At 57.2% G+C, this 26,071-nt stretch carries 24 protein-coding genes; 9 read left to right on the top strand and 15 right to left on the bottom strand.

Features of this window, described 5'->3' with window-relative positions:
* Nucleotides 1-102: 102 nt before the first annotated feature.
* Nucleotides 103-1,635: an acyl-CoA carboxylase subunit beta gene (locus tag GS630_RS12535; RefSeq protein WP_171620587.1), complete on the bottom strand. Its 1,533-nt coding sequence runs from the start codon at nt 1,633-1,635 to the stop codon at nt 103-105.
* A 183-nt stretch (nt 1,636-1,818) separates the two neighbouring features.
* Here GS630_RS12535 and GS630_RS12530 point away from each other — a divergent pair, with 183 nt between their 5' ends.
* Both GS630_RS12530 and GS630_RS12525 read left to right on the top strand, forming a co-directional pair.
* The gene (locus GS630_RS12530) at nt 1,819-3,024 is read left to right on the top strand and encodes a multidrug effflux MFS transporter (protein WP_171620585.1); all 1,206 of its coding nucleotides are present in this window, start codon (nt 1,819-1,821) and stop codon (nt 3,022-3,024) included.
* A 63-nt stretch (nt 3,025-3,087) separates the two neighbouring features.
* Nucleotides 3,088-4,488 (top strand): short-chain fatty acyl-CoA regulator family protein, encoded by a 1,401-nt coding sequence (locus GS630_RS12525; RefSeq protein WP_171175445.1) that lies wholly within the window; start codon nt 3,088-3,090, stop codon nt 4,486-4,488.
* Nucleotides 4,489-4,563: 75 nt separating this feature from the next.
* Here the strand turns inward: GS630_RS12525 and GS630_RS12520 are convergent, their stop codons facing one another.
* The 7 genes from GS630_RS12520 to GS630_RS12490 form a co-directional block, all read right to left on the bottom strand.
* Nucleotides 4,564-4,803 (bottom strand): YdcH family protein, encoded by a 240-nt coding sequence (locus GS630_RS12520; protein WP_171175447.1) that lies wholly within the window; start codon nt 4,801-4,803, stop codon nt 4,564-4,566.
* An 89-nt stretch (nt 4,804-4,892) separates the two neighbouring features.
* Nucleotides 4,893-5,474, bottom strand: coding sequence for a thermonuclease family protein (locus tag GS630_RS12515; protein ID WP_253285900.1), 582 nt, complete (start codon nt 5,472-5,474; stop codon nt 4,893-4,895).
* Nucleotides 5,475-5,594: 120 nt separating this feature from the next.
* Nucleotides 5,595-7,253 carry a choline dehydrogenase gene (gene betA, locus GS630_RS12510; protein WP_171175458.1) on the bottom strand — a complete coding sequence of 553 codons (1,659 nt, stop codon included), beginning with the start codon at nt 7,251-7,253 and terminating at the stop codon, nt 5,595-5,597.
* A 70-nt stretch (nt 7,254-7,323) separates the two neighbouring features.
* The gene (gene betC / locus GS630_RS12505; protein WP_171175460.1) at nt 7,324-8,832 is read right to left on the bottom strand and encodes a choline-sulfatase; all 1,509 of its coding nucleotides are present in this window, start codon (nt 8,830-8,832) and stop codon (nt 7,324-7,326) included.
* Nucleotides 8,829-9,401: a transcriptional regulator BetI gene (betI, locus tag GS630_RS12500; protein WP_171175463.1), complete on the bottom strand. Its 573-nt coding sequence runs from the start codon at nt 9,399-9,401 to the stop codon at nt 8,829-8,831. The genes betC and betI overlap by 4 nt, the downstream gene beginning before the upstream one ends.
* Nucleotides 9,402-9,487: 86 nt before the next feature.
* The gene (locus tag GS630_RS12495) at nt 9,488-10,396 is read right to left on the bottom strand and encodes a DMT family transporter (protein WP_171175465.1); all 909 of its coding nucleotides are present in this window, start codon (nt 10,394-10,396) and stop codon (nt 9,488-9,490) included.
* A gap of 40 nt (nt 10,397-10,436) precedes the next feature.
* Entirely contained in the window at nt 10,437-11,036 is a 600-nt protein-coding gene (locus tag GS630_RS12490; protein WP_171175467.1) for a LysE/ArgO family amino acid transporter, read from the bottom strand.
* 87 nt (nt 11,037-11,123) lie between these two features.
* Between GS630_RS12490 and GS630_RS12485 the strand changes: the two genes are divergently transcribed.
* Both GS630_RS12485 and GS630_RS12480 read left to right on the top strand, forming a co-directional pair.
* Nucleotides 11,124-12,017 carry a LysR family transcriptional regulator ArgP gene (locus tag GS630_RS12485; RefSeq protein WP_171235473.1) on the top strand — a complete coding sequence of 298 codons (894 nt, stop codon included), beginning with the start codon at nt 11,124-11,126 and terminating at the stop codon, nt 12,015-12,017.
* A gap of 27 nt (nt 12,018-12,044) precedes the next feature.
* The gene (locus GS630_RS12480; protein ID WP_171175471.1) at nt 12,045-12,734 is read left to right on the top strand and encodes a nitroreductase family protein; all 690 of its coding nucleotides are present in this window, start codon (nt 12,045-12,047) and stop codon (nt 12,732-12,734) included.
* An 11-nt stretch (nt 12,735-12,745) separates the two neighbouring features.
* Here GS630_RS12480 and GS630_RS12475 read toward each other — a convergent pair whose 3' ends face one another.
* Nucleotides 12,746-14,080 carry an MFS transporter gene (locus tag GS630_RS12475; RefSeq protein WP_245223224.1) on the bottom strand — a complete coding sequence of 445 codons (1,335 nt, stop codon included), beginning with the start codon at nt 14,078-14,080 and terminating at the stop codon, nt 12,746-12,748.
* A gap of 92 nt (nt 14,081-14,172) precedes the next feature.
* The gene (locus tag GS630_RS12470) at nt 14,173-14,913 is read right to left on the bottom strand and encodes a YebC/PmpR family DNA-binding transcriptional regulator (protein WP_171175476.1); all 741 of its coding nucleotides are present in this window, start codon (nt 14,911-14,913) and stop codon (nt 14,173-14,175) included.
* A 110-nt stretch (nt 14,914-15,023) separates the two neighbouring features.
* On the opposite strand from GS630_RS12470, the gene GS630_RS12465 reads away from it, so the two are divergent.
* The 4 genes from GS630_RS12465 (at nt 15,024) to GS630_RS12450 (ending at nt 20,151) form a co-directional block, all read left to right on the top strand.
* Nucleotides 15,024-16,796: an SLC13 family permease gene (locus GS630_RS12465; protein WP_171175477.1), complete on the top strand. Its 1,773-nt coding sequence runs from the start codon at nt 15,024-15,026 to the stop codon at nt 16,794-16,796.
* A gap of 16 nt (nt 16,797-16,812) precedes the next feature.
* Nucleotides 16,813-17,547, top strand: coding sequence for a glutamine amidotransferase (locus tag GS630_RS12460; protein ID WP_171620579.1), 735 nt, complete (start codon nt 16,813-16,815; stop codon nt 17,545-17,547).
* 73 nt (nt 17,548-17,620) lie between these two features.
* Nucleotides 17,621-18,478, top strand: coding sequence for a bile acid:sodium symporter family protein (locus GS630_RS12455; RefSeq protein ID WP_171175481.1), 858 nt, complete (start codon nt 17,621-17,623; stop codon nt 18,476-18,478).
* Between the two features lie 11 nt (nt 18,479-18,489).
* Nucleotides 18,490-20,151 (top strand): FAD-binding dehydrogenase, encoded by a 1,662-nt coding sequence (locus GS630_RS12450; RefSeq protein ID WP_171620577.1) that lies wholly within the window; start codon nt 18,490-18,492, stop codon nt 20,149-20,151.
* Nucleotides 20,152-20,164: 13 nt separating this feature from the next.
* Here GS630_RS12450 and GS630_RS12445 read toward each other — a convergent pair whose 3' ends face one another.
* The 3 genes from GS630_RS12445 to GS630_RS12435 form a co-directional block, all read right to left on the bottom strand.
* Nucleotides 20,165-20,902 carry a YbaY family lipoprotein gene (locus GS630_RS12445; RefSeq protein WP_171175485.1) on the bottom strand — a complete coding sequence of 246 codons (738 nt, stop codon included), beginning with the start codon at nt 20,900-20,902 and terminating at the stop codon, nt 20,165-20,167.
* 96 nt (nt 20,903-20,998) lie between these two features.
* A complete protein-coding gene (locus GS630_RS12440; protein ID WP_171175487.1) occupies nt 20,999-22,777 on the bottom strand; it encodes an SLC13 family permease in 1,779 nt (592 codons plus the stop codon).
* Nucleotides 22,778-22,864: 87 nt separating this feature from the next.
* Nucleotides 22,865-23,680, bottom strand: coding sequence for a TIGR00282 family metallophosphoesterase (locus tag GS630_RS12435; protein ID WP_171235466.1), 816 nt, complete (start codon nt 23,678-23,680; stop codon nt 22,865-22,867).
* Nucleotides 23,681-23,813: 133 nt separating this feature from the next.
* Between GS630_RS12435 and GS630_RS12430 the strand changes: the two genes are divergently transcribed.
* Nucleotides 23,814-24,041 (top strand): DUF333 domain-containing protein, encoded by a 228-nt coding sequence (locus GS630_RS12430; RefSeq protein ID WP_171235465.1) that lies wholly within the window; start codon nt 23,814-23,816, stop codon nt 24,039-24,041.
* A 3-nt stretch (nt 24,042-24,044) separates the two neighbouring features.
* On the opposite strand, the gene GS630_RS12425 is transcribed toward GS630_RS12430, so the two are convergent.
* On the bottom strand, nt 24,045-24,602 hold the full coding sequence (locus tag GS630_RS12425) for a 5-formyltetrahydrofolate cyclo-ligase (protein WP_171620575.1): 558 nt from the start codon (nt 24,600-24,602) through the stop codon (nt 24,045-24,047).
* Entirely contained in the window at nt 24,599-25,993 is a 1,395-nt protein-coding gene (mgtE, locus tag GS630_RS12420; RefSeq protein WP_171235463.1) for a magnesium transporter, read from the bottom strand. Before mgtE ends, GS630_RS12425 begins: the two co-directional genes overlap by 4 nt.
* Between the last annotated feature and the right edge of the window lie 78 nt (nt 25,994-26,071).

Raw genomic sequence — 26,071 nt, 5'->3', positions numbered from 1 at the left:
CCGATTCTTGTCAATTCCGCCTCAATTTTGGGCAATATTCGCCCAAACTTCAGCCGGACGGCGTGAAGGAACACCAGGGCAGGCTGCGCTGCCCCGGATTGATCACAGCGGGATATTGTCGTGCTTTTTCCAAGGGTTCTTCAGCTGCTTACCTCGCAGACTGGCAAATGCCCGGGACACGCGGCGGCGGGTCGATTGAGGCATGATCACCTCATCGACAAAGCCGCGCTCGGCCGCAACAAAGGGATTCGCAAACCGATCTTCGTAATCCGCGACGTGCTGTGCTGTCTTTTCCGCATTTCCGAGGTCAGCACGGTGAATGATTTCAGTTGCGCCTTTTGCACCCATCACAGCGATTTCGGCTGTAGGCCAGGCATAGTTGAAATCACCGCGCAGGTGCTTGGACGCCATAACCACATAAGCACCGCCATAGGCTTTTCGCGTGATCACGGTCACTTTGGGCACTGTCGCCTCGCCATAGGCATAAAGCAGCTTCGCGCCATGTTTGATCACACCACTATATTCCTGCTGCGTGCCCGGCAGGAAGCCCGGAACATCCACAAATGTCAGGATCGGAATTTCAAAACAATCGCAGAAACGCACAAAGCGCGCCGCCTTGCGCGAGCTGTCAATGTCCAGACATCCCGCCAGTACCATCGGCTGGTTGGCAACGACCCCAACGGTCTGACCCTCTAGACGGATAAAGCCGGTGATGATGTTTTTGGCAAAGTCTTCCTGGATCTCGTAAAAGTCGCCCTCATCCGCAATCTTGGTAATGAGCTCTTTCATGTCGTAGGGCGTGTTGGGATTGTCCGGAACCAAAGTGTCCAGCGACGGCTCAAGCCGGTCGGGCTCGTCAAAGAAGGGGCGCACCGGGGGTTTCTCGCGGTTATTGAGCGGCAGGAAATCCACCAGTCGACGGACTTCTGCCAAAGCCTCGACATCGTTCTCAAACGCCGCATCCGCAACCGAAGACTTCTTGGTATGTGTCGAAGCACCACCCAGTTCCTCGGCCGTCACGACCTCGTTGGTGACGGTTTTGACAACGTCGGGACCGGTCACAAACATGTAAGACGAATCTTTGACCATGAAGATGAAGTCGGTCATCGCCGGGCTGTAAACCGCGCCACCGGCGCAGGGGCCCATGATTACGCTGATCTGCGGAACGACGCCGGACGCCGTGATATTGCGCTGGAACACTTCGGCATACCCTGCCAGCGAGGCAACGCCTTCCTGGATTCGCGCCCCACCCGAGTCGTTGATCCCGATGATAGGTGCTCCATTCTGCACCGCCATATCCATGATCTTGCAAATCTTCTGTGCGTGGGTTTCCGAAAGCGATCCACCAAAGACGGTGAAATCCTGACTGAACACATAGACCATACGGCCATTGATCGTGCCCCAGCCGGTGACAACCCCGTCACCTGCAGGCTTTTGGTTTTCCATCCCAAATTCGGTGCAGCGATGGCTGACGAACATATCGAATTCTTCAAAACTGCCTTCATCCAGCAACAACTCGATCCGCTCACGCGCCGTCAACTTGCCACGTGAATGTTGGGCATCGATCCGTCTCTGCCCACCGCCCAGTCGTGCGTTGCCGCGGCGGTCTTCCAACTCAGAAAGGATGTCTTTCATGACGAGTATCCCCTATTAAATTTGGCGCGACACTACCCGCTCGACTTGCTCAACCAAAGACCTTTTCCGCAAATTTGCAAAACACTAGCAATACCAATCTGGATAACTGCAAATTAGCTAAGTATCGCATTGATTTTTGGCAACGACTGGCATTCCGAAATTCCGTGGCTATACATGTGAACCATGCAGTTCAGCTCTGGCGCCGTGCCGCGCACACCACCTACATTGGCAACGCTTGTCTTGCTTTCGGGCTTGTCCGCCCTGAGCATGAACCTTTTCCTGCCAAGCCTGCCGAACATGGCGCTGTATTTCGAAACCGATTACAAGGTTATGCAGCTGTCGATTGCTTTGTACCTGCTGATTAACGCCATTCTGCAAATTGTGATCGGACCGCTCGCTGACAAGGCAGGTCGCAGACCCGTTCTGCTTTGGGGTCTTGCGCTGTTCCTGCTGGCGACCCTGGGATGCATTTACGCGCCCAACGCCGAGATCTTTCTGGTTTTCAGGATGTGCCAGGCGGTTGTGGTGGTGGGTATGGTTCTCAGTCGCGCCGCAGTACGCGACATGTACGATCAGGATCAGGCTGCGTCAATGATCGGGTATGTGACCATGGGTATGGCTGTGGTCCCCATGATCGGCCCTGCCATAGGCGGCATTCTGGAAGAGACGCTCGGCTGGAAGGCCAATTTCTGGCTGCCATTTGCCATCGGCGCTTTAACCTTGTTCCTTACATTCACGGATTTCGGCGAAACTGCAGCGAAAAGCGGGAAGTCGCTCGTACAGCAATTCAAAGAATACCCCGAGTTGCTAACCTCGCCCCGCTTCTGGGGGTATTCACTGGCCTGCGCCTTCTCGTCAGGGGCCTTCTTTGCCTATCTGGGCGGCGCTCCGTTCATCGGAACGGAATTATTTGGGTTGAGCGCTGCTCAGGTCGGTATCTATTTTGGCGCGCCGGCCGTCGGATATTTTGCAGGGAACTTCATCAGCGGGCGATACTCCGTACGGATTGGTGTAAATCGCATGGTGCTTTGGGGCAGCCTGTTGAACGCCTTCGGCGTCGCACTGTCAGCCCTGCTTTTTCTGGCAGGTAGCGGCACGGCGCTCAGTTTTTTTGGACTTATGACCTTTGTAGGTGTGGGCAACGGCATGGTTATTCCCAATGCAACATCGGGCGCCCTATCAGTTCGCCCACATCTGGCGGCGACCGCGTCAGGGCTGAGTGGTGCAATCATGTTGGGCGGCGGTGCAGGCCTCAGCGCCTTGGCAGGCGCACTGCTGACCCACGAAACCGGCGCAATGCCACTGTTGTGGCTGATGTTGACAACCGCCCTGCTGGCCATTTGCGCCATAGCGGCCGTCATCCGACGCGAACGGCAATTGGGGCTCTGACAGCTTGCATGGATAGGTTTGCAAAGTTAGACTTCGATTTTAGAAAACTTGCAAAGGCCCTCAATGGCGACTCAAAAACTCTATGCGGGTGCAAAGCTGCGCGAGATGCGCACACGACTGACCCTGACCCAGCGGGAATTCGCAGCCAAGCTGGGTGTTTCCTTGCCTTACCTGAACCAGATGGAGAACAACAACAGACCGATTTCAACAACGGTTGTTTTGGCTCTGGCGCAAGAATTCGGCATGGACGTGACCGAACTCAGCACAGGCGATAGCGAACGCCTTGTCTCCGACATGCGCGAGGCATTGGCCGACCCGGTGTTTGCCGACATTCAACCTCCGCTGGCCGATTTGCGCCTGACCGCCTCGAACGCCCCCGCTTTGGCCCGCGCATTCATCGAATTACACAAAACCTACCGCCAAACTCACGAGCGCCTGGCCTCACTGGACGAAGCACTGGGTCGGGAAGATGCCCGCATTCAGGCCAGCCCGTGGGAAGAGGTGCGGGATTTCTTTCATTATTGCGACAACTATATCGACGCCGTGGACAGGGCAGCAGAATTGTTTTCCAACCGGGCAGACGGGCCCGGCGGGATTCGGCAGGCCGCCCTGAACAGCCTTTCAGAACGCGGTATTCAGGTCGTTTTTTCAGACATGGACCCCCTGCGCAGATACGATTCTGAAAGCAAGATTCTCCGCCTGTCCTCGCGCGCTGCGCCGCAAACCCAAGTGTTTCAATTGCTGTTACAGGTTGCTTTGATCAGCCAGGACAAGCTGCTGGAAGCAACGTTGGATTTTGCAAAGTTTCAAAGCGAAGAGGCCCGGTCAATTGCAAAGATTGGACTGGCCAACTATTTCGCCGGCGCGTCTTTGATGCCTTATTCGACCTTCTTGACCGCCGCGCAAGAGGAGCGCCACGATCTGGAACTGCTGAGCAATCGATTTGGCGCTTCTATCGAGCAGATTGCCCATAGGCTATCGACGCTACAACGCCCCGGAGCAAAAGGTATCCCATTCTTTTTCGTTCGCGTGGATCAGGCTGGCACGATCACCAAGCGGCACTCGGCCACCCGTCTTCAATTCGCGCGATTTGGCGGCGCATGCCCCTTGTGGAACGTGCATCGGGCCTTTGAAACACCAGGGCATTTTCTTCGGCAATTGGCGGAAACGCCAGATGGAGTTCGCTATATTTCGCTTGCGCGAGATGTATCGAAATCCGGCGGGTCATTCGGCGCGCCTGTCCGGCGCTATGCGATTGCCTTGGGGTGCGAGGTTCGGCATGCTCCGGCGCTTGTCTACGCCGACAACCTCGATATCAACAATGCCAGTTCTTACGAACCGATTGGCATATCTTGCCGCATCTGCGAACGGCAAACCTGCCACCAGCGCTCGGTCCCGCCCCTGGAACGTCGCCTCAGCATCGACACCGATTTACGCGGCACTCTGCCCTACGAAGTCACCTGATCTTCATCTGGCCAGAAATACCTCGGGGGAATCGCGGCCAAGGCCGCGACGGGGGCAGAGCCCCCGCCTTTTGGCTTAGGCTTTGGACAAGATCGCCCAGATTTCGTCTTTCAACGCTGCCCGCTTCTTGCGCAAATCCACTTCGGCCAATTCCTCCATCGGTTCAACATTGGTTTCTGCCCGATGCACCACGCGATTGATTTCGTGATACTCATCAGCAAGCCGGGCAAAATGCGCGTCCGACTGTTTGAGCTGGCTCATCAGTTCTACTTTGTCCGGGAACTCTTCTGCCAGTTCATGCGGGGTGTGGGACATACCTGTTCGCTCCATAATTAGTTGTTGCAAATGAGTCGTAGATGCGTCCGGCGGCGCTCGCTTTGACGCGGATCAATTTGACGCAAATTTCATCGCTGAGACGCGCGCCATCCCGCAGCGCGAGCCTCAGCGGCAGAACAAAACCAGTGTTCGCCCCTGGACATATCAATCTCAGTTTTGGCATAAAAATTTTGGCCCGGTACGTGAAAAATTCGGTCCCCTTTCGCAGAGATATTCCCTTTGATCCGACAACTCACTGTCGATCGTGACTTTCCCGCCGCCCTGTGCACCCAAGGCACTTGAATATACTGCTGATGAAGCCCCAATTTTCGGCTTTTTGCGTCCCTCTCAACGCTGGCGTAGGCACTGGAATATTTGAGGCAGGCAAAGGCTAGGCTCTGCCGCACCAGTTGATCTGCTGCATCCTGCCCACCCGACGTGCATTTTGCGACAACCCGGCCATAGCGATCCCGGTCCAATGGCACACAAGTCGCTGTTTTACCCTGATACCTCTGCCGAACGACCTGCGTAACCCACGCACCACATGGCCAGCGAGAACCTTCGGTGTCATGACAGGATTGATCTATCTCGGGGGCATCAATGCCATGCAACCGAACCCGGACTCCGCCCACACCCCATGTATCGGCGTCGATCACGTGAATCTGCCCCATAAATCGTTGTGCGGCCAACGCGACAGATGGCAGAAAGAGAACAAAAGCTAAACAAATTCTTAACATGTCCCCGATATGCGCCTGAAATCACGCGTATTCAAGCGGGGGCATGTCAAAAGGTTAACGCTGTGCCGTTGCCCAGTTCGGGTGGATCCAAGGCCGGTCATTGGCTTTGGGCAACGGGTCTTTGCCCAACAGGGAATCCGACACTTTCTCTCCCACCATGATCGACGGCGCGTTAAGATTGCCGTTGGTAATTTGCGGAAAGATAGAACTGTCGGCAACGCGCAGCCCCTCTACCCCAATCACACGACCTTCGGGATCGACCACTGCGTTTTTGTCATCCGCTCGCCCCATTCGGCAGGTACCGCAAGGATGATAGGCGCTTTCCGCATGCTCCGCGATAAAGCCGTTCAGTTCTTCGTCTGATTGCACAGAAGCGCCCGGTTGGATTTCCTTGCCGGCATAGGGTTCGAACGCGTCCTGACCAAAGATTTCGCGCGTTAAACGGATACAGGTCCGGAAATCTTCCCAATCCTTTTCGTGGCTCATGTAATTGAACTTTATGACTGGCGCATCCGCAGCTTCAGCGGATCGCAGCGTCACAGATCCACGCGACGGAGACCGCATCGGACCGACATGCGCCTGGAACCCGTGGCCTTCCGCTGCTGCCTGCCCGTCATAACGCACTGCCATGGGCAGGAAATGATACTGAATGTCAGGGTACTCAACACCAGGTTTCGATCGGATAAAGGCTGCACTTTCGAACTGGTTCGACGCCCCCAAACCCGTCTTGGTAAACAGCCATTGCGCACCGATCAGACCTTTACTGAATAGGTTCCAGTGTTTGTACAATGTAATCGGCTGCAAAGAGGCTTGTTGGATATAAAGTTCCAGATGGTCCTGCAGGTTTGCGCCAACCCCCGGACGATCCGCCACAATATCGATTCCATGGTCAGCCAGATGCGCTGCCGGGCCGATTCCGGACAACATCAACAGCTTGGGCGAGTTGATCGACGACGCCGCCAGAACGACCTCACGCCGAGCCTTAATGACCTCTTTCTTGCCGCCACGGATCAATTCCACCCCTGTGGCGCGACCGTTTTCCATCACGACTTTAGAAGCAAGACCCCGAACGATATCGCAATTGTCGCGTTTTAGTGCAGGTCTCAGATAGGCATTTGCTGCGGACCAACGCCGTCCTTTCCAGACGGTCTGCTCCATCGGGCCAAAACCTTCCTGCTTTTCGCCGTTATAGTCGCCCGTAACCTGGTATCCGGCTTGCCGGCCGGCATCCACAAACGCCTTAAACAGGGGGTTTTCACGTGGACCGCGCGAAACATGCAGCGGGCCATCTGTACCGCGCCACGACGGATCCCCGCCATGGCCGCCATCATGCCAGCTTTCCATTCTCTTGTAATAGGGCAGTACGTCAGCATAGGACCACCCGTCTGCACCCATCTCGGCCCAGGTGTCGAAATCGCGCGCATGGCCGCGCACATAAACCATTCCGTTGATCGAGGACGAACCGCCTATCACCTTGCCGCGCGGACAGGCCAGACGGCGATTGTTCAGTTGCGGCTCAGGCTCGGATTGATAGCCCCAGTCATAGCGCGACATGTTCATCGGATAGCTCAGCGCCGCTGGCATCTGGATGAACGGCCCCGCATCGGTGCCGCCATGTTCGATCACCAGAACCGAGGCCCCTGCCTCGCTCAGACGATATGCCATTGCGCATCCGGCAGAGCCGGCGCCAACGATGACAAAATCTGCTTCCATTTCCATAACTCCTGCCCCGCCGAGAAGGCTGGATGCCTCCGGCGGGAGTATTTTCGAAAAGATGACGAGGTTATTCGCCGCGCGGGAAGCGGGCGTTTTCCTCGACGACGTTCAGATCCATGTGATTGCGCATGTAGCGTTCCGATGCTTTTTGCAGCGGCTGGTAATCCCACGGGTAATATCCACCCTGGCGCAGCGCCTCATAGACGACCCAGCGCCTTGCCTGGCTGGCTCGGACTTCGGCGTCAAAACGATCCAGATCCCAGCGGGCTTCGGATTTTGCGCGCAAGGTTTGAAGCGTACCTGCATGTTCGGGGCTGTCTGCCAGATTGGTCATTTCGTGAGGGTCGGCCTCAAGATCAAACAACTGATCAGGGTCCAACGCGCAGCGGTTGTATTTCCACTTGCCATAGCGCAACGAGACCAGCGGCGCATAAGATGCCTCTGCCGCGTATTCCATCGCTACCGGCGCGGTGCGCTCGCCCCCCTGCGCAAGAGGCACAAGGTTTTCACCATCCGTCCACGGTGCAATTTCATCCATATCGACCCCTGCCAATGCCCCAAGGGTTGGCGTTACGTCGATAGTAGACACCGGAGTGTCGATCCGGCCTGAAGGCAGATCGGGGGATGAAATCATCAAGGGAACACGCGCTGAACCTTCATAGAAGTTCATTTTGAACCACAAGCCGCGTTCGCCCAGCATATCGCCGTGATCCGAGACGAAGAGAATGATCGCCTCTTGCCGGGTGGTTTCCAGCACTTCGAGGATCTCACCGATCTTGTCATCCAGATAGGAGATATTGGCAAAATAGGCGCGGCGGGATTTGCGGATGTCTTCTTCGGTGATGTCAAAACTGCGCCAGTCATTGGCGTCGAAGATACGCTTGGCGTGTGGGTCCTGATTGTCGTAGCCGATATCAGCGACCTCGGGCAGCAGATGCTCACAATCCTCGTACAGATCCCAGTACTTGCGGCGGGCGACGTATGGATCGTGGGGATGCGTGAAGCTGACGGTCACGCACCACGGACGATTATCCTTACCGCGCGCCAGATCATAGAGCTTGGCCTTGGCGTTATAGGCAACCTCGTCGTCATACTCCATCTGGTTTGATATCTCGGCCACACCCGCACCGGTGACAGAACCCATATTGTGGTACCACCAGTCGATCCGCTCGCCCGGTTTTCGATAATCCGGGGTCCAGCCAAAATCGGCCGGATAGATGTCGGTGGTCAGACGATCTTCGAACCCGTGCATCTGATCAGGACCGACAAAATGCATCTTGCCAGACAAGCAGGTATAGTACCCGGCCCGGCGCAAATGGTGTGCGTAAGTGGGGATGTCGCTGCGGAACTCAGCTGCGTTGTCATAGACGCCTGTGCGCGAAGGCAATTGACCGGACATAAAGCTGGCCCGCCCCGGCGCGCAGAGCGGCGACGCCGTGTATGCGTTTGCAAACCGGGTCGAACGTTCGGCCAACTTCTTCAAGTTCGGGGCATGAAGCCAGTCTGCGGGACCGTCGGGAAAGAGGGTTCCGTTCAGCTGATCCACCATCAGGATCAGAACGTTCGGTTTTGTCATTTTTCAGCCTCGAGCAGAGTGTTGAGCACGCGTTTCGCGTGTGACACGGCCAGTTGCGGTTCTTCCGGCGCGCTGAGCGCCGCGCGGATGTACAACCCGTCAATAAGAGCAATCATGTTTTCAGCAGCTTCAACCGGGTCCTGCATCCTGGCGCGCAAAGCGTGGATCAGGTTTGAACGGATGCGTGCCTGATAGATCTGCCACAAGCGCAGTGCATCATCATTGGTTTGCGCCAGAACATAGAAGGTCATCCACGCAGCGATCACGTCAGGTGTGAAACACGAGGGGGCGAAACACGCCTCAATGATCGCCTGCGCCCGGCCTTCCGGAGCAGATGCCTTCAGTTTGGCCCGCGCCTCATCACCGAAATCCGAAAGGATCTGACGCATCGCCGCCAGAAAAATCTGATCCTTGCCGCCGAAATAATGATGCGCCAGCGCGCTGGACATACCTGCCCGTTTCGCAATTTGGCTAACTGTAACATCAAGGGATTTCTGCACACCCAGCTCGGCAATTGTCGCGCGGACAATAGCATCGCGGCGGATTGGCTCCATTCCAACTTTTGGCATCATGACCCCCTGAACAGGCGTTATGACTCCAAACTAGGAGTTTTTTATTGACTCGTCAATCAATGAAGGTCTCGATGGTGCCGGTATCACAGCTTCGGAGCAATACTCGGGGGCGTCAAGTCTCGACGATTCAGGACTGCTTCGCGCCATGAGATGAAGCTGACGGCGCACAGGATCAATGTGCCTCCGGCGACGACCCAGATATCAACGCTTTCATGGAACACGACTGCGCCCAGCAATGTGGCCCAGATGAGTTGAAGAAACGTGATCGGCTGCGTGACGGCCACAGGTGCAGCCTGCAAGGCCAGCGTCATGAAATAATGACCGGCGGTGGCAAAACAGGCCACCAGAAACAGAACCCCGAGATCGCGCAAGCTGGGTTGCGTCCAGACGGCCACAGCAAATGGGATCAGCGCAAGCGTCACCCAAATCGACAAATGCGCCACGACGACAGAAGGTGGCACATCCCGCACCAACAGTTTTGCCAGCAAATAAGAACCGCCCAGTGTCAGCGCCGTCCCCAGCATAGCCAGATGGCCCGCTGACACCTCTCGAAACCCTGGCCGTAGGATGATCAGCACACCAACCAAAGCAACCAGAATTGCCGCGATCCGCCGAAAGGCCAGCTTTTCCCCCAAAAACAGGGCCGCGCCCAAAGTCACGTAAACGGGCGTCATGTAATTCATGGCCGTGACTTCTGCCAAGGGGATCTGTGTCATGGCAAAGAACCACAGCATAACAGCAACCGCATGAACCACCCCGCGCACCCCGAACAGGGTCAACAGCCGGGGTGTCAGTTTGGTCGCCATGATCGACCGCAGTGCCGGAAGAAGGAACGCCAAGCCCAGGGCGTATCGCAGGAACGCAGCCTGAATCGGGTTGATGGTCGTGCCCAGCGACTTCACCAAAGCTGTCATTACAACAAAAGACAGCCCGGCGGCAAACATCCAGAACATGCCTGCAAGAGGACGGGACGAAACGGTGTGTGAGGTCATGGCCTAGGTTGAACACCGAAACCGAGCCAGGAACAACCCTTCACATGACAACAAGTTTCAGTGCGATACCCAGCATGACGACGCCAATTCCGGCATCCAGTACTTGCCACGCCCGGGGTCTCGTAAAAACAGGCGACAAAATACCCGCGCCGTATCCAAGCGAGAAGAAGAACACAAAGCTGGAGGTCATCGCGCCCAGCGCAAACCCCAGACGGTCGTCATACTGCGCCGAGATTGAACCGATCAAGACCACTGTGTCCAAATAGACATGCGGATTCAGCCAGGTGAACGCGAGTACCGTAAGCAACGCGGCCTTCAGGCTGGTGCGCTGGCCATTGCCAATCTCCATCACCGCGCCGCCCCGCCATGCCGAATGCAAGCTGCGCAGCCCATACCAAGTTAGGAACGCGGCCCCGCCATAACGCATCACGGTTTCGAACCACGGCACCGCCTGCGCGAGCGTACCAAATCCCGCGACACCTGCCCCGATCAGCAACGCATCAGATATCGCGCAGGTCAGGCACAGAACAAATACATGCTCGCGCCGCAACCCCTGCCGCAGAATAAAGGCGTTTTGCGCACCGATCGCGAGGATCAGGCTGAAACCCAGTGCAAAACCGGCGATCGTGGATGTGGGCATGGAACCTCCTGCGCTTTGGCAGCGTTGACTAAGCCCCATCGGGGAATCTATCAAATTAAAGATTCTATTCCGAATTAAGCAAAACTAATGTTGCTAGACCCCAATCAACTTTCCGCATTGTCAACCATTCTGCGGCTTGGCAGCTTTGAGGCCGCAGCCATGGAATTGGCTGTCACGCCTTCGGCAATTTCCCAGCGCATAAAGGCGCTGGAGGATCGTGTTGGTGCGGCGCTGATCCGCCGGGGTACACCTTGCACCGGAACACCCGCAGGGCTGCGCATTGCCCGATATGCCGAGGATGTTGGACTGCTTGAGGCGCAATTGGTCCGTGAGCTGGCTTTGGAACAGGATCCTGTATCGGCGCGGGTTCGCATTGCTGTGCCTGCTGATGTACTGGCCACTTGGTTTATCGATGTAATGGCGCAAGTACCCGATATGCTGTTTGATCTTGTCATCGACGATCAGGACCATTCGGCCGAGTGGTTGAAACGCGGCGAGGTCAGCGCCGCCGTCACAGTAGGCGGGCGTCCTGTTACAGGGTGTGATGTGACGCCGCTGGGTGTCCTGCGATACCTGCCCACGGCCAGCCCTGCCTTCATCGAAACGTGGTTCAAGGATGGTGTTAACGAGGGCACGCTCGGCAAAGCGCCATGCCTGGTTTTCAACCAAAAGGACAGTCTGCAGAAGGCATGGCTTTCGCAATATGCCGCGCCTAACCTTTCGCCGCCGTTTCATTTCCTGCCGTCCTCGAACGGGTTCGTGGATGCCGCGATTGCCGGTCTGGGATGGGGCATGAACCCAGCAGTCCTTTCCAAAGACGCCTTGGAAGACGGGCGGTTGCAACCCCTCCTCGCTAATGCTCCGCTGGATGTTGCCCTCAACTGGCAGGTCGGTCGCGTACTTGCACCCGCCCTCAAACCGCTTACACATGCCGTTCGACGTGCCGCCAAGCAGGTCCTGTTACCGCCCAGCGCGAACTGATCGCACACCACAGTTTCGGAGGAACCGATGTTCTCACGCGATGCCCTCAGCTATAATCCCATTCCCCTGCCGGACCGATCCGAGATCAGCGACGCGGACATGCAAGGTGCCGCACAACAGTTCTACGACAAGATGCGCCAGCGCCATACGGTGCGGGATTTCAGCCCCCGCCCCGTGGACCGCTCTGTAATCGAAACGTGTTTGCGCACAGCGGGCACTGCGCCTTCTGGCGCCAATCACCAACCGTGGCACTTTGCTGCGATCTCCGCCCCTGACCTGAAGCAACGCATCCGCGAAGAGGCCGAAGAGGAAGAACGCCGGTTCTATGCGGGCGGCGCGGGCGACGAGTGGATCAAAGCGCTTGAGCCCATCGGCACCAACGCAGTCAAAGAGCATCTGACTTTTGCACCCTGGCTGCTCGTGGTGTTCGCCCAGCGCTGGGGACAATTCGAAGATGGGACGCGATACAAGAACTACTACGTGCCGGAAAGCGTGAACATTGCCACCGGCTTTTTGCTGGCTGCACTGCACCATGCCGGTCTCAGCACTTTGACCCATACCCCGAACCCGATGCGGTTTTTGAACGACGCGCTGGACCGGCCCGCGTCAGAGAAACCGACGATGATCATTGCAGTGGGACATCCTTCGGAAACCGCCACGGTGCCAGCCGTGGCAAAGTTGAAGAAACCCCTGAACGAGATCTCTTCGTTTTTTTGAGAACAAGCGCTTTACTCCTGCGGCTGGGATACGTCTTCCCGGACAGGCTCCATCATTCGATAGCATGTGACGCAGGACACCAGGCTGGCGGCGACAATGAAGGCGACCGCCAATGCGACCTCATGCATATGGGCCACTGCGGCCAGGGCTGCCGAAAGCAGCACAGCTGACAAACGAGTAATTGATTTGACCGCAGCCGTCCCCTGCACGCGCAGATCTTTGGGAGCGATATCCAGAAAATACAGCTTGCGCGCACTGCTGATCCCCGTCACCGCCACGGTGACAACAAACAAAGCGATGGCATGCAGATGCACATCGTGATCGATGCCCAAGTAGTGGAACGCCAAAAGGACGCTTCCGGTGGCAGCCACCATCAAGGTTCCAACCATCATAACAGCGCGATGGGACTTCATATTCACGAATTGCCATAATGGCCCCGAAACAAGATAACCCGAAGCAGAAGACACGATCATCGCAGTCAGACCTTGTGCCGAACTGTGATGCGCCTCTGCCGCGATCAACGCGAAGAACGGAACAGAGAGCGTGACCGCCACCAACGGCATACGCATGATCATGAAGCGCCGAAACCAAGGGAATTCGAACATGCTCAGAATACCCTGAACATTGGCCCTAAATGACAGTTTTGGTTTGGTTTCAGCTTTCTTTGCCGGTTCAGCAGTGCCTGCGTTCTCGGTCATTGCCAACATCAGAAGCCCCGAAAACATAAAGAATGCAACAGACACGCCGATCATGGTGGAATGTCTTGAAAACGGTGGGTTTTCCTTGGTGATCTGATGCACTAGCAGAGCAAGGCCAATGGCACACAGGCCGCCACCCCCAAGCTGCAAATATTGCATCACCATGCGCGAGCGTGAATGGAGATGATCGCCTAGCAGGTCGGTGAACATGAGGTTCTGGACCTCGTCCACCAAGCCGATCACAAAGAAAACCGAAACGAAGATCACAGCAATCAGCGGAACGATCCCGGTCGCGGCGGCGGCCATGGCCGTCACCAGGCAAGCGCCGATAACAGCTTCGGTCAGGGCAATGGCCCGCTTCTTCTGGGATTTTGCCGCTACGGATTGCGCCAGAAAGAAGTCAGATATCATGCTGCCGACCATCCGGACCGAAACCAAAGCACCCGCCACGAACATTGGCAGCTCAAAAGACACCGCCAGAAACGGCAATACCACCGATGGGCTGCCAAGGGTCCACGCAACCTGAGACATAATACTCTGCCCAGTCAGAACAGGCACATTGCGTTTGGCAGCATCGGGTGTCTCGGGCGTCATGGGTCTTGCGGTCGCATCTTTCCATAGATCAATACCCGCCCAACCTAAGCGCATCCACGGATTCCGCCAACAACCATTGGAAATCGCCCGGAAACGAAAAAACCCGGCCAGGTTGGCCGGGTTTCCAAACCGCATCTTGCGCTTTTTCAGAGCTGCGCCATCACTTCGTCAGTGGCTTCGAAATTGGTCGTAACGCGTTGCACGTCGTCATCGTCTTCCAGCGCATCCACCAGCTTCATCAGCTTTTGCATATCTTCCAGCCCCAGCTCGGTCGTGGTGGTGGGCTTCCATACCAGCTTGGTCGATTCCGATTCACCCAACGCTTCTTCCAGCGCGCTCGATACATCGTTCAGGTCGGTATCGGCGCACCAGATGATGTGACCATCCTCCGAGCTTTCGACATCCTCGGCCCCGGCCTCGATCGCGGCTTCGAAAATCGTATCCGCATCGCCGGCATCCGCCTGATAGACAACCTCGCCCTTACGGTCGAACATAAACCCGACCGAGCCCGTCTCACCCAGATTGCCGCCATTCTTGGAAAAGGTCGAACGCACGGTCGAGGCGGTGCGGTTGCGGTTGTCGGTCATGGTCTCGACGATCACCGCGACACCGTTCGGGCCGTAACCCTCGTAGCGGATTTCTTCATAATCGTCGCCTTCACCGGCGACCGATTTCTTGATTGCGCGGTCGATCACGTCCTTCGGGACCGAGTTCGACTTGGCTTCTTTTACGGCCAGACGCAGGCGCGGGTTCTTGTCGGGATCAGGGTCGCCCATCTTGGCAGCGACGGTGATCTCTTTCGACAGCTTGGAAAAGAGTTTGGACCGCGCGGCGTCCTGACGTCCCTTGCGGTGCTGGATGTTGGCCCATTTGGAGTGGCCTGCCATAATGCGTCCTCGTCATCGTGATTGCGTGTTCGGCGCTCATATAGACGTTTGCGGGGGGCAGGATCAAGAGAGCGGCTTGCGACAGTACCACTGGCTTGTATGGTGACGGCATGACGACAGATCAGATCATTCTTTTTTCGCTTTTCATCACAGTCTTTGGAATGTTGCTTTGGGGTCGGTTTCGGTACGATCTTGTGGCCTTCGCCGCGCTGATGATCGGCGTCATGCTGGGTGTTGTGCCAGTGGATGACGCTTTTGCAGGGTTCGGCCACCCGGCCACCATCATCGTGGCACTTGTGCTGGTCGTCTCGGCCGGGCTGGTCCGTTCGGGGGCGGTTTTCATGATTACCCGCACTTTGGTCGATGCCTCACGGGGGCTGGGCGCGCATATTGCGCTGATGGGCGGGATCGGCGCGGTCCTGTCAGCCTTCATGAACAACGTGGCGGCGCTGGCGCTGTTGATGCCCGTAGACATCCAGACCGCACGCAAAGCCGGGCGGTCTGTGGGTCTGTCACTGATGCCGCTGAGCTTTGCAACCATTCTGGGGGGGATGGCGACCCTGATCGGCACCCCTCCGAACATCATCATCGCGTCGATCCGGGCCGAGACGCTGGGCGAGCCGTTTCACATGTTTGATTTTGCGCCCGTGGGCGGGATAGCCGCAATTGCGGGTCTTGCCTTTGTCGCTCTGGTCGGCTGGCGTCTGATCCCTAACCGCGGGCCGCAAACTGAAACCTCAGAAGCACTGGCCGAGTATATCGCCGAACTAACCATCCCGCCGGGTTCGATCCATATCGGAAAACGCGTGAGTGAGCTCTATGAGGCAGCTGAAAAATCTGATGTCGCCATCATTGGTCTGATCCGCGATGGCAAGAGGCGTTATGGCCGATCCGCCCATGCCACGCTGAAGGAAGGCGACGCACTGGTTTTGGAGGCCCGACCCGAGGCGTTGGACGAATTTCGCGCCGCGCTGAATCTCGACTTTTCGGACACGCGACGGCAGGAGTTACTGACGGCTGAGGGCGACGGGCTTGAAGTCATCGAGGTGGTTGTGCCGGAAAGCGCCCGCATCACCGGGCGCACCGCACAGGGTCTTGGACTGGCCTGGCGGCAGAGTACAGTGCTGATGGGCATCTCACGTCAGGGGCGACAAATCACCCAACAGGTTCGCAAAACCGAGGTGGAACCCGGCGATATCCTGCTGCTGCTTTGCCCGCGCGACCGCGCTGCGGATGTGACGGAGTGGCTGGGTTGCCTGCCCCTTGCCGGACGCGGCCTGAATGTTACCGCAAACGATAAAGCGTGGCTGGCCATCGGCCTGTTTGCTGCCGCCGTTTTGGCCGCAAGTATTGGGTTGATCTACCTGCCGATAGCTTTGGGTCTGGTTGTCATCGCTTATGTGCTGACCAAGATCATGCCAATTGCCGACATCTATAATCACATCGAATGGCCGGTGGTTGTCCTTCTGGGGTCGATGATCCCACTTGGCAGTGCTTTGGAGACCTCTGGCGGGACTGAACTCATTGCAAATGCGCTGATCCAACTGACCGATGGTCTGCCCGCTTGGGCGATCCTGACTGTGTTGATGATCGTGACCATGACATTGTCGGATGTGCTGAACAACACTGCCACCGCCATTGTCGCCGCCCCTGTTGGTATCCAAATGGCCCGCACGCTCGAGGTTTCACCCGACCCATTCCTGATGACGGTTGCGGTAGCTGCCTCGGCCGCGTTCCTCACGCCAATTGGACACAAGAACAATACGCTGGTTCTGGGCCCCGGAGGCTATCGGTTCGGCGATTACTGGCGCATGGGTCTGCCGCTTGAGGTGCTGATCATCGCGGTTTCCATACCTGCCATCCTTGTCTTCTGGCCGCTTTGACGGGTAAAGGCAGCATATGAAACGCTTTTTGATCCTGCAACTGCGCCCGGAAACGGATGCATCCGACGCCGAATATGCTTCGATTCTGGACAAGACTGGCCTTGCGCCCGAGCAAACCCACCGTATCCGGCTGGATTGTGAGGACCTGCCTGAAAGTTTGGATGTAACAGACTATGCAGGTGTCATCGTTGGCGGTGGTCCCGGCTGTGTCAGCGATGATCACGCGACGAAATCTGAACTGGATGCAAAGATCGAAGGTGCGGTCATGGGGCTCATGCCGCAGATCACGGCGCAGGATCACCCCTTCATGGGCTGCTGCTATGGTTTGGGCGTTCTGGCCGCACATCTGGGCGGTGAAGTCAGCAAAGCCCGCTATGGCGAACCGGTCGGACCGTCAGCCTGCCGCCTGACGGACGATGGTGCCAATGATCCACTGACAGCCGGGCTGAACCTGGAGTTCGACGCCTTCGTTGGCCACAAAGAAGCTGTTCAGGCTTTGCCCGAAGGCTGCGTACATCTTGTTGCCTCAGACCCCTGCCCGTTTCAGATGATCCGCTTTGGTCAGAACGTCTATGCCACACAGTTTCACCCCGAAGCGGATGCAAGAGACTTTGAGCAGCGCATCAACATCTACAAACATCACGGCTATTTCCCGCCCGAAGACGCCCAGCGCCTGATCGACATCTGCAACGCCGCAGACGTCACCCAACCCGGCGAAATCCTGCGCCGCTTCGTCGAACGCTACAAGTGACCTAACGGCGCGGTTGCCTGCGCCTTTCATGCTCGCATAGGCTGATCCGAAACGACTTTGGGAGGAGTTGTTCTTGGATTTGCTCATCAATGTCGGCCTGCCGATCTCGCTTGCCACCATAATGCTGTCCCTAGGCATCGGGCTAGAGATCGCGGATTTCCGGCGTGTGCTGAACCGGAAATATCCTTTTGCAATTGGTGCGGTATGTCAGGTCGTACTTCTGCCCATTGCTGCGTTCTTCACCGTCACACTGTTTGGACTGCCCCCTGAAATCGCAGTTGGCTTCATGCTGCTCAGCTTTTGCCCGGGCGGTGTGACCAGCAACATACTGACCAAGCTAGCCAAGGGCGACGTGGCGCTTTCCGTCAGCCTGACTGCGGTGATCAGCATCTTTTCAATCCTGACAGTGCCGTTTCTGGCGGCGTGGTCCATTACCTATTTCATGGGGGAAAACGCGCCAGATGTGTCGATCAGCGGCCTGGCGATTGCCATGTTTCTGATCACCACCCTTCCCGTTGCCATTGGGGTCGGAGTTCGCAGGTTTGCAACCGGGTTTGCAAACCGCATCGAGGGCGGACTTTCGACGCTCGCAACCGTTTTGTTTGTAATGATTGTCGTGGCCGCCCTGGCTGGAAACTGGCAGATTTTCATTGATAACCTGGGCATCATGGGCACCGGTCTGATCTCGCTTAACGTGGCCCTTTTGCTTATTGGGCTGGGGATCGCACGTGCTGCAAATCTGTCATGGGCCGAGTGTAAAAGCATTTCAATTGACACTGGCATCCAGAACTCGACACTGGGCATTACACTGGCGGCCCTAATCACAGGCACAGAGAGCGGATTTAGCCCTCTGGCCCTGCCGTCCGCAGTCTACGGGATCACGATGTATGCCGTCGTGCTGCCGTTCCTCGTTTGGTTTCGACGACGCTGAAAGGACAGTTCATGACCAAGAACACAGCAGATGCGATTGTCGTCGGCGCAGGCCTAGCCGGACTGGCCGCCGCAGCTGAACTGGGCGACCGGGGCAAAAAGGTCATCATTGTCGATCAGGAGCCCGAGAGCTTTCTGGGTGGTCAGGCGTTCTGGAGCCTCGGTGGTTTGTTCATGGTCGACACTCCGGAACAACGGCGGATGGGCATACACGACAGCCAAGAGCTTGCCCTTCGTGACTGGATGGGCAGCGCACAGTTCGACCGCGCGGAAGACGCTTGGCCCCGCAAATGGGCCGAGAGTTATGTCGAGTTTGCGGCTGGTGAAATGCGCCCCTGGTTGCATCAGATGGGTTTGCGCTGGTTTCCGGTCGTAGGTTGGGCAGAACGCGGTGGATCCTATGCGAACGGGCATGGCAACTCTGTTCCGCGTTTTCACATCACTTGGGGCACTGGCCCCGGCGTTCTGGAGCATTTCATCCGTCGGGTCCGCGAACATGCCAGCGCCGGTCTGATCCAGCTGAAGTTCCGCCATCAGGTCAGCCATATCATCATGCAGAACGGCACGGCCAAAGGCGTATCAGGCGAGGTTTTGGCCAACGACACCGCCCAACGTGGCGGAAAGACCAACCGGGACGAAGTGGGAGAGTTCGAGGCCTATGCGCCGTCGGTCATCGTTACCTCGGGTGGTATTGGCGGCAACTTTGAAATGGTTCGGCAGAACTGGCCCAAGGATCGTCTGGGCGAACCTCCAAAAGACATGGTGGCTGGCGTGCCCTTTCATGTCGATGGCCGCATGATCGCGATCAGCGAAAAAGCCGGCGGACATGTGATCAACGGCGACCGCATGTGGCATTACACCGAAGGCGTCCGCAACTGGGATCCGATCTGGCCTGCCCATGGCATACGCATTCTGCCCGGCCCCAGCTCTATGTGGTTCGACGCCAAAGGAAACCGTCTGGAACCGCCCTGCCTGCCGGGGTTCGATACGCTGGGGACGCTGAAGGAAATCCTGAAAACAGGATACGAATACAGCTGGTTTGTTCTGACCCAAAAGGTCATCAAGAAGGAATTCGCCCTATCCGGGTCTGAACAGAACCCGGACTTTACCTCCGGCAGTTGGAAAGAGGTCATCCGTCAGCGCATCCTGTCAGGCTCCAAAGCAACCGCACCGGTGGAAGCGTTCAAAGAACATGGCGAGGATTTCGTCGTCGCCAACACGTTGACCGAACTGGTCAACGGGATGAACCATCTGGGCGGTGGGTTGATTGACGAGGCGCACTTGCGCGGGCAGATCGAAGCGCGCGACTCGCAGGTCGACAATCCATTCTCAAAAGACGCCCAGATGATGGCGATTCTGGCCGCCCGAAACTATCGCGGCGACAAGCTGATCCGCACAGCAAAACCGCATAAGTTCCTCGATCCGACCAACGGCCCGCTGATCGCGGTCAAGCTGCACGTTCTGACGCGTAAAACGTTGGGCGGGTTGCAAACCAACCTGGACAGCCAGATGATCGGAGGCGATGGAAAGGTGGTGCCTGGCCTGTTCGCCGCTGGCGAAGTCGCCGGGTTCGGCGGTGGAGGCTACCACGGCTACAACGCGCTCGAGGGTACGTTCTTGGGCGGTTGCATATTTTCGGGGTGCAACGCAGGGCGGTCTAGGGCTGTCGCCTGATGGCCCCTCTGCTTTATTTGCGGACCAGCTTGATCACCGGCTCTCCGTCGCCGTTCAGAAGAGCCAGCGCGTCGCCTTCCATCGCAAAGGACGTGACGCTTTGCATCGTCTTGAGGAAGGCGCGCTCAACTTCATCCAACTCGGGCGGACAAGCCATGAGGGTTGCGGCCATGTTGTCGGGAAATGTGAGCCGGTTGCCTGAAATCTCGGCCTGACCGCTGAACCGGTTACAGCCGCCGCTGCCACCAAAGGACCCGCCTTGCCCAAAACTCAGCTCTGGGCGTTTTTCCGTCTCAAGAGGCGCGCCATTCAGGGTTGCGGCAACCCATTCGGTGTTCTCAATCGTCACACTTCCCTGACTTTGGGCTTGGACCAGCAACAAGTCAGCCGAGTTCCCCGCTTCGTTTGTCAGGACCGGATAAACCGTGTCTGTAGTGAACAACAGCTTTTGCCCCTGCGTGACCGTCGCTCGCACCGCGTAGCTGTGCCCTTCTTTGATCAACGCATCATCATAGGTCAGTTCAAACTGCGCAGGCACACCTGTCAAAGCGTATCGTTGCGCCGAGAGTGTCACGGCTGGTGCATCGGCCAGCGAAATATCCTGAAGCTCAACAAACAGGGTTGCATTGGGCGGAAGGGCGATACGCTCTCGATACGTCGCGGTACCTTCAACCGTGCCCGCCATCGCGACACTACTGATCATGGCGGCAAACACTGCACCTGCCAATATGGCTTTTCCGGTCGTCAGCATGGCAAATCCCCTTTTACAAATCACATTTCAAAAAGATCGTGTGTCTTTGCACGTTTACAAGGGCTTCCTGAAACAGGTGGCAATTCTAAGCCGATCCTAAAGGGGCCAGATCAACGGGATCAGCAGCGACGCCAGCAACCCAACTGTCAAGTTCAGCGGGATGCCCACCTTCATGAAATCGGTAAACCGATAACCTCCGGGGCCATAGACCATCATATTCGTCTGATAGCCGATCGGCGTTGCAAATGAGGCCGAAGCCGCCACCATGACCGCGACCACAAGCGGACGCGGGTCCATTCCCACGGCCTGCGCCAAACCAATGGCGATTGGCGTAACAACAACAGCAACAGCGTTGTTCGAGACCAGTTCAGTCAGGACGGAGGTCAGCAGATAGACCGCCCAGATGATCAGGAAGGGCGGCAAAGCGCTAAGCCCAGGCGCAACAGCCTCGACAATCAACGACACGGCGCCAGAACTGTCCAATGCTGCGCCAATGGCGAGCATCGCAAATATCAAAGCCAATAGCCGACCTTCGACAAAGGAAAATGCCTCATCCGCATCGATACAGCGGGTCACCAAGACTACTGCCACCGCCACAATCGAAAGCAGCAGGATCGGTGCGATGCCCAGCGCAGCAAGCGCAACAATCCCAATCAGTGCGCCTATTGCAATGGGCGCATGGCTGCGTCGGAAAGCGCGCGCCGACGGTTGGGTGACGTCCACCATATCCATTTCAGCCGCAAGCCGTTGTATGTCGGCGGGCGCACCTTCCAGCAGCAACGTGTCACCCACACGGACCACAAGATCGTCCAACTGGCGACCGATATTCTGGTTCCGTCGGTGAACCGCCAAGACATAGACACCATATCGCCGCCGTAGGCGCAGCATTCCCAAGGTCCGCCCCACCATGCGGCATCCGGGTGTGATCAGCACTTCGACCGTCTTGGTTTCAACGGCGGAAACCTGGTCCACTCGCTTGAGTTCCTTGTTGCTTTGTAAACTCAACAACTCGGTCATCTCGGTCCGCAAAACCACACGGTCGCCAACCCTCAGCTCAACGCCTTTCAGATTGCGCCGCAGAGATTCATCCCCGCGAACCACGTCGATCAGACGGACTCCGGGTCGTTTGAACAATTGAACACCGGTCACTTCGCGCCCGATCAGGTTGCTGTCGGGTGGAATGACGGCTTCGGTAAAGAACTTCATCTTCGACCGGTCGCTGAGCAATGACGCCATACTGTCACGCTCGGGCAAAAGCTTGGGCGCGATGAAGCGCAAATAAATCATCCCGTAGATCACAAGGACGATCCCCAGCGGCGTGACCTCGAAGATTGTAAAGGGTGTCATCCCCTGAGCGCGCGCGACGCCATCAACCAGCAGGTTGGTCGACGTACCGATCAATGTCAGCGTGCCGCCCAGAATGGCCGCGTAACTCAACGGAATCAGCAGCTTGGACGCGGGCACATTCAAGGTTCGCGCAATTTGTACAAAGACCGGGATCATGACCACAACCACCGGCGTGTTCGACACCACAGCCGAGGCCAGAACGACAAACGCCATGAGCAGCCCAATCGCGATGCGCGGGTTTACCTGAGCCTGTTTCTGCGCGGTTGAGGTGAACGAATCCAATGCCCCCGTTCGCACCAGGGCCCCCATGATGATGAACATTGCTGCGATCGTCCAAGGCGCGGGATTGGACAAAACCGCCAACGCGCTTTGATAGGGCAGAATGCCCGTAACAAGCATCAGTGAGACGCCTCCGATGGCCACCACTTCGGTCGGATAAACCTCGCGAAGGAACATGACGAACATGCCCGCAACGATAAGCAACGCCAGAATTGCGCTGCCCGTGTCTGTCAGTGAAAGGAAATTCATTCGTGGTATTCTGTCCGAACCCGGGCCCAAGCGCCTGATGACATGCAGTTTCACGCATTGCGCACGGCAGAGCAAGCCTGACGTTTGTTATTCAGGCCCAGCTTGTTCCAAACGCCCCCCGACGCGCACCATATGCACAGATTTTGCCCGCCCGTCGCGATCATCAGTTTCCACGAAAACGCCGCTCAGCGTTGCTTCACCATTTGCAGGGGTGAACCGCGCCTTGGGCATACCGGTGATGAAGCGGCGCATCGGTTCCTGCTTGTCCATCCCGATGACCGAGTCGTAGTCTCCGCACATGCCTGCATCTGTCAGATAGCCTGTACCACCCGGCAATATCTGAGAATCTGCGGTCGGCACATGAGTGTGCGTTCCTACAACGAGGCTGGCACGTTTATCGCAATAATGGCCCATCGCCATTTTCTCGGACGTCGCCTCGCAATGCATGTCCACGATGATGGCTTGCGCCTGCCCCCCGCGAGGATGCGACTTCAGGATCGGTTCGATGGCCGAGAACGGATCGTCAAAGGGCCGTTTCATGAAAACCTGCCCAAGCACCTGCGCGACCAGAACCTTGCGCCCACCCGGTGCATTGAACAGCCGATGCCCCCGCCCCGGTGCGCCTTTGGCAAAGTTCACCGGGCGCACGATGCGCTGCTCTTTCTCGATATATTGCAACATGTCCTTCTGATCGAAGGCATGATCACCCAGCGTCAGGCAATCCGCACCCGCATCCAGAAGCAGCTTGGCGTGATCGCCGCTCAGGCCCATACCGTTCGACGCGTTTTCGCCGTTGACCACAACAAAATCCAGCCGCCATTCATCGCGCAGACGCGGCAAGTGCTGCTGAACGGCAGCGCGGCCCGCGCGCCCCATGACATCGCCAAGAAACAAAATCCTCATGACCCGGGTCGTAGGGGCTGTGCAGGGCAATAACAAGGCGGAAGCATGAAATTTGCCGCAGAGTTGAGGGTTGAATTCACATTCACCTGTGGCAATGTTTTTAAAGAGCGTTTGAACATAGAAGGAATTCTTCGTGAAATCTTTAGTTTTACTGACGGCCAGCGTCTTGTTTGCTTCGGCTGCCGTTGCCGAAGGCACCAAAACCTCCATGCCCAACCCCGCAGCAACATTTTGCATCGAAAACGACGGGACGTATCAACTTCGGAAAAACGAAGACGGCAGCGTTTTTGGTGTCTGCATTCTGACAGACGGCACCGAAGTGGATGCCTGGGATTACTTGCGCAGCCATTTCGAGCAATAACAGCTAGAAGGTCAGCACCCGGCTTTCCGTGATGACCATATCCAACGGTTGGTCTGTTGGCTCCAACGGCAGGCCCTCGGCCTCCTGCGCGTCAAAGGCAAAACCGATGGCCAGCGTCGGGCGTTTGGCGCGCAAACCTTCCAGCGTGCGGTCATAGAACCCGCCGCCATAGCCCAGCCGACCACCATTTGCATCAAACGCGACCAGCGGCACGATAAGAATCTCGGGATCGAAATAGTCATCCACCTCGGGCACTTTGGCACCAAACGGGCCATCTTTCAGTACACCTTCGGGTGTCCAGCGAGAGAATTTCAAAGGTTGACCAGCGGCCTGAATGACCGGCACGCCAACCGGCCCGTAAGCCGATGCCTCGGCCATCGCGGGCAGCGGGTCGATCTCGGTTCTGATGGGCATATAGCCTGACATGGGTACGCCCCGGTGCCCGGCCAGAACCTCGGATAGCCGTCCGGCCGCACCGGGCAAACGCGTATCAAATGCAGCCTTGCGGCGGGCAAAGGCCGCTTTGCGGGCTGCGGCTTTGATTTCGGTCAGATCGGTCACAAGAGCACCACGCTGGCAAGGCCAAGAAAGATGAAGAACCCCATGACATCCGTTGTGGTTGTCACAAAGGTTCCGGACGCCAGCGCCGGGTCAACACCCAAACGGTCCAGCACGACAGGTACTACTGTACCCGCGAACCCGGCGATGATCATGTTCACGACCAAGGCAGAGCCGATCACGACACCCAATAGCGGAGAGTCAAACCACAACATCCCCACGGTACCCAACACGATGGCAAAGCATAGCCCGTTGAGCATGCCGACCAACAATTCGCGCCGGATAACACGCATCACGTTTGCATTGGTCAGGTCTCGCGTCGCCAAAGCACGCACGGCCACCGTCAGCGATTGTGTGCCCGCGTTGCCACCCATTGACGCGACAATGGGCATCAGGATGGCCAGCGCGACCAGTTGATCAATCGCGGCCTCAAACTGTGAAATCACCAACGAAGCACAGATCGCCGTACATAGGTTCACCGCCAACCACGGTAGCCGCCGTCGGCTTGTCGCCGCCACACTGTCGGAAATGGAGCTTTCGTCGCTCACGCCAGCGAGGCGCAGGATGTCTTCTTCGTGTTCCTCATCCAAAACAACCATTGCGTCGTCGATGGTGATAACACCAACCAGACGACCATCAGAATCCACCACCGGGGACGAGATCAGATGGTACTGGTTGAAGGCATACGCCACGTCTTCTTCGTCCTGATCGACGGGGATGATGTGAAATTCTTCTTCCGCCAGATCGGTTAGCGGTACTTCGCGCCGCGTCGCCATCAGCTTACCCAAAGTCACCTGCGCCACTGGCTTCAGGCGCGGATCGACCAGAACCACGTGATAAAACTGCTCGGGCAGATCATCATTGGCGCGCATAAAATCGATGGCTTGCCCGACGGTCCAATGCTCGGGCGCCATGACGACCTCGCGCTGCATGAGACGGCCGGCCGAGTTCTCGGGGTAGGACAGCGCCTGTTCGGCGGCGATCCGTTCGGAATCCTCCAGCGCATCCAGAATGGTTTCCTGCTGAGGCTCCTCAAGGTCCTCAAGCAAGTCGACGACATCGTCGCTTTCCATCTCGCGCACTGCTTCAGCCAGAACATCCGGGTTCAGGACCGAGATCACCTCTTCGCGGACCGATTCATCCAGTTCGGACAGGATGTCGCCGTCAAATTCCTTGTCATACAGGCGGATCAGGCGGGACCGGTCAAACGGGTTGATCTGCTCAAGAAGGTCCGCGATGTCCGCCGCGTGCAGCGGCTCCATCAGCTCAATCAGCTTGTCGCGGTCGTCGATATCCACCGCATAGAGGATTCCCGCCACAACCTTGGGGTCCAGCGCATAGGCGTCCTCGTCCCGGGGCAGATCGTGTCCGGCTTCGTCACTGCCTGTCGTCATGCGCTGCCCCCTTGTCTCGGCGATTGGCCCCTAAATAGAAGAAGCAGCTACAGAAAAACAATGACAATGCGCCAATTT

The organism is Ruegeria sp. HKCCD7303 (genome assembly GCF_013111185.1).
In the GTDB taxonomy this organism is placed as follows: Bacteria; Pseudomonadota; Alphaproteobacteria; order Rhodobacterales; family Rhodobacteraceae; genus Ruegeria.
The sequence above is the reverse complement of the archived record's forward strand: the minus strand, read 5'-3'. Positions and strand labels throughout refer to the sequence as shown.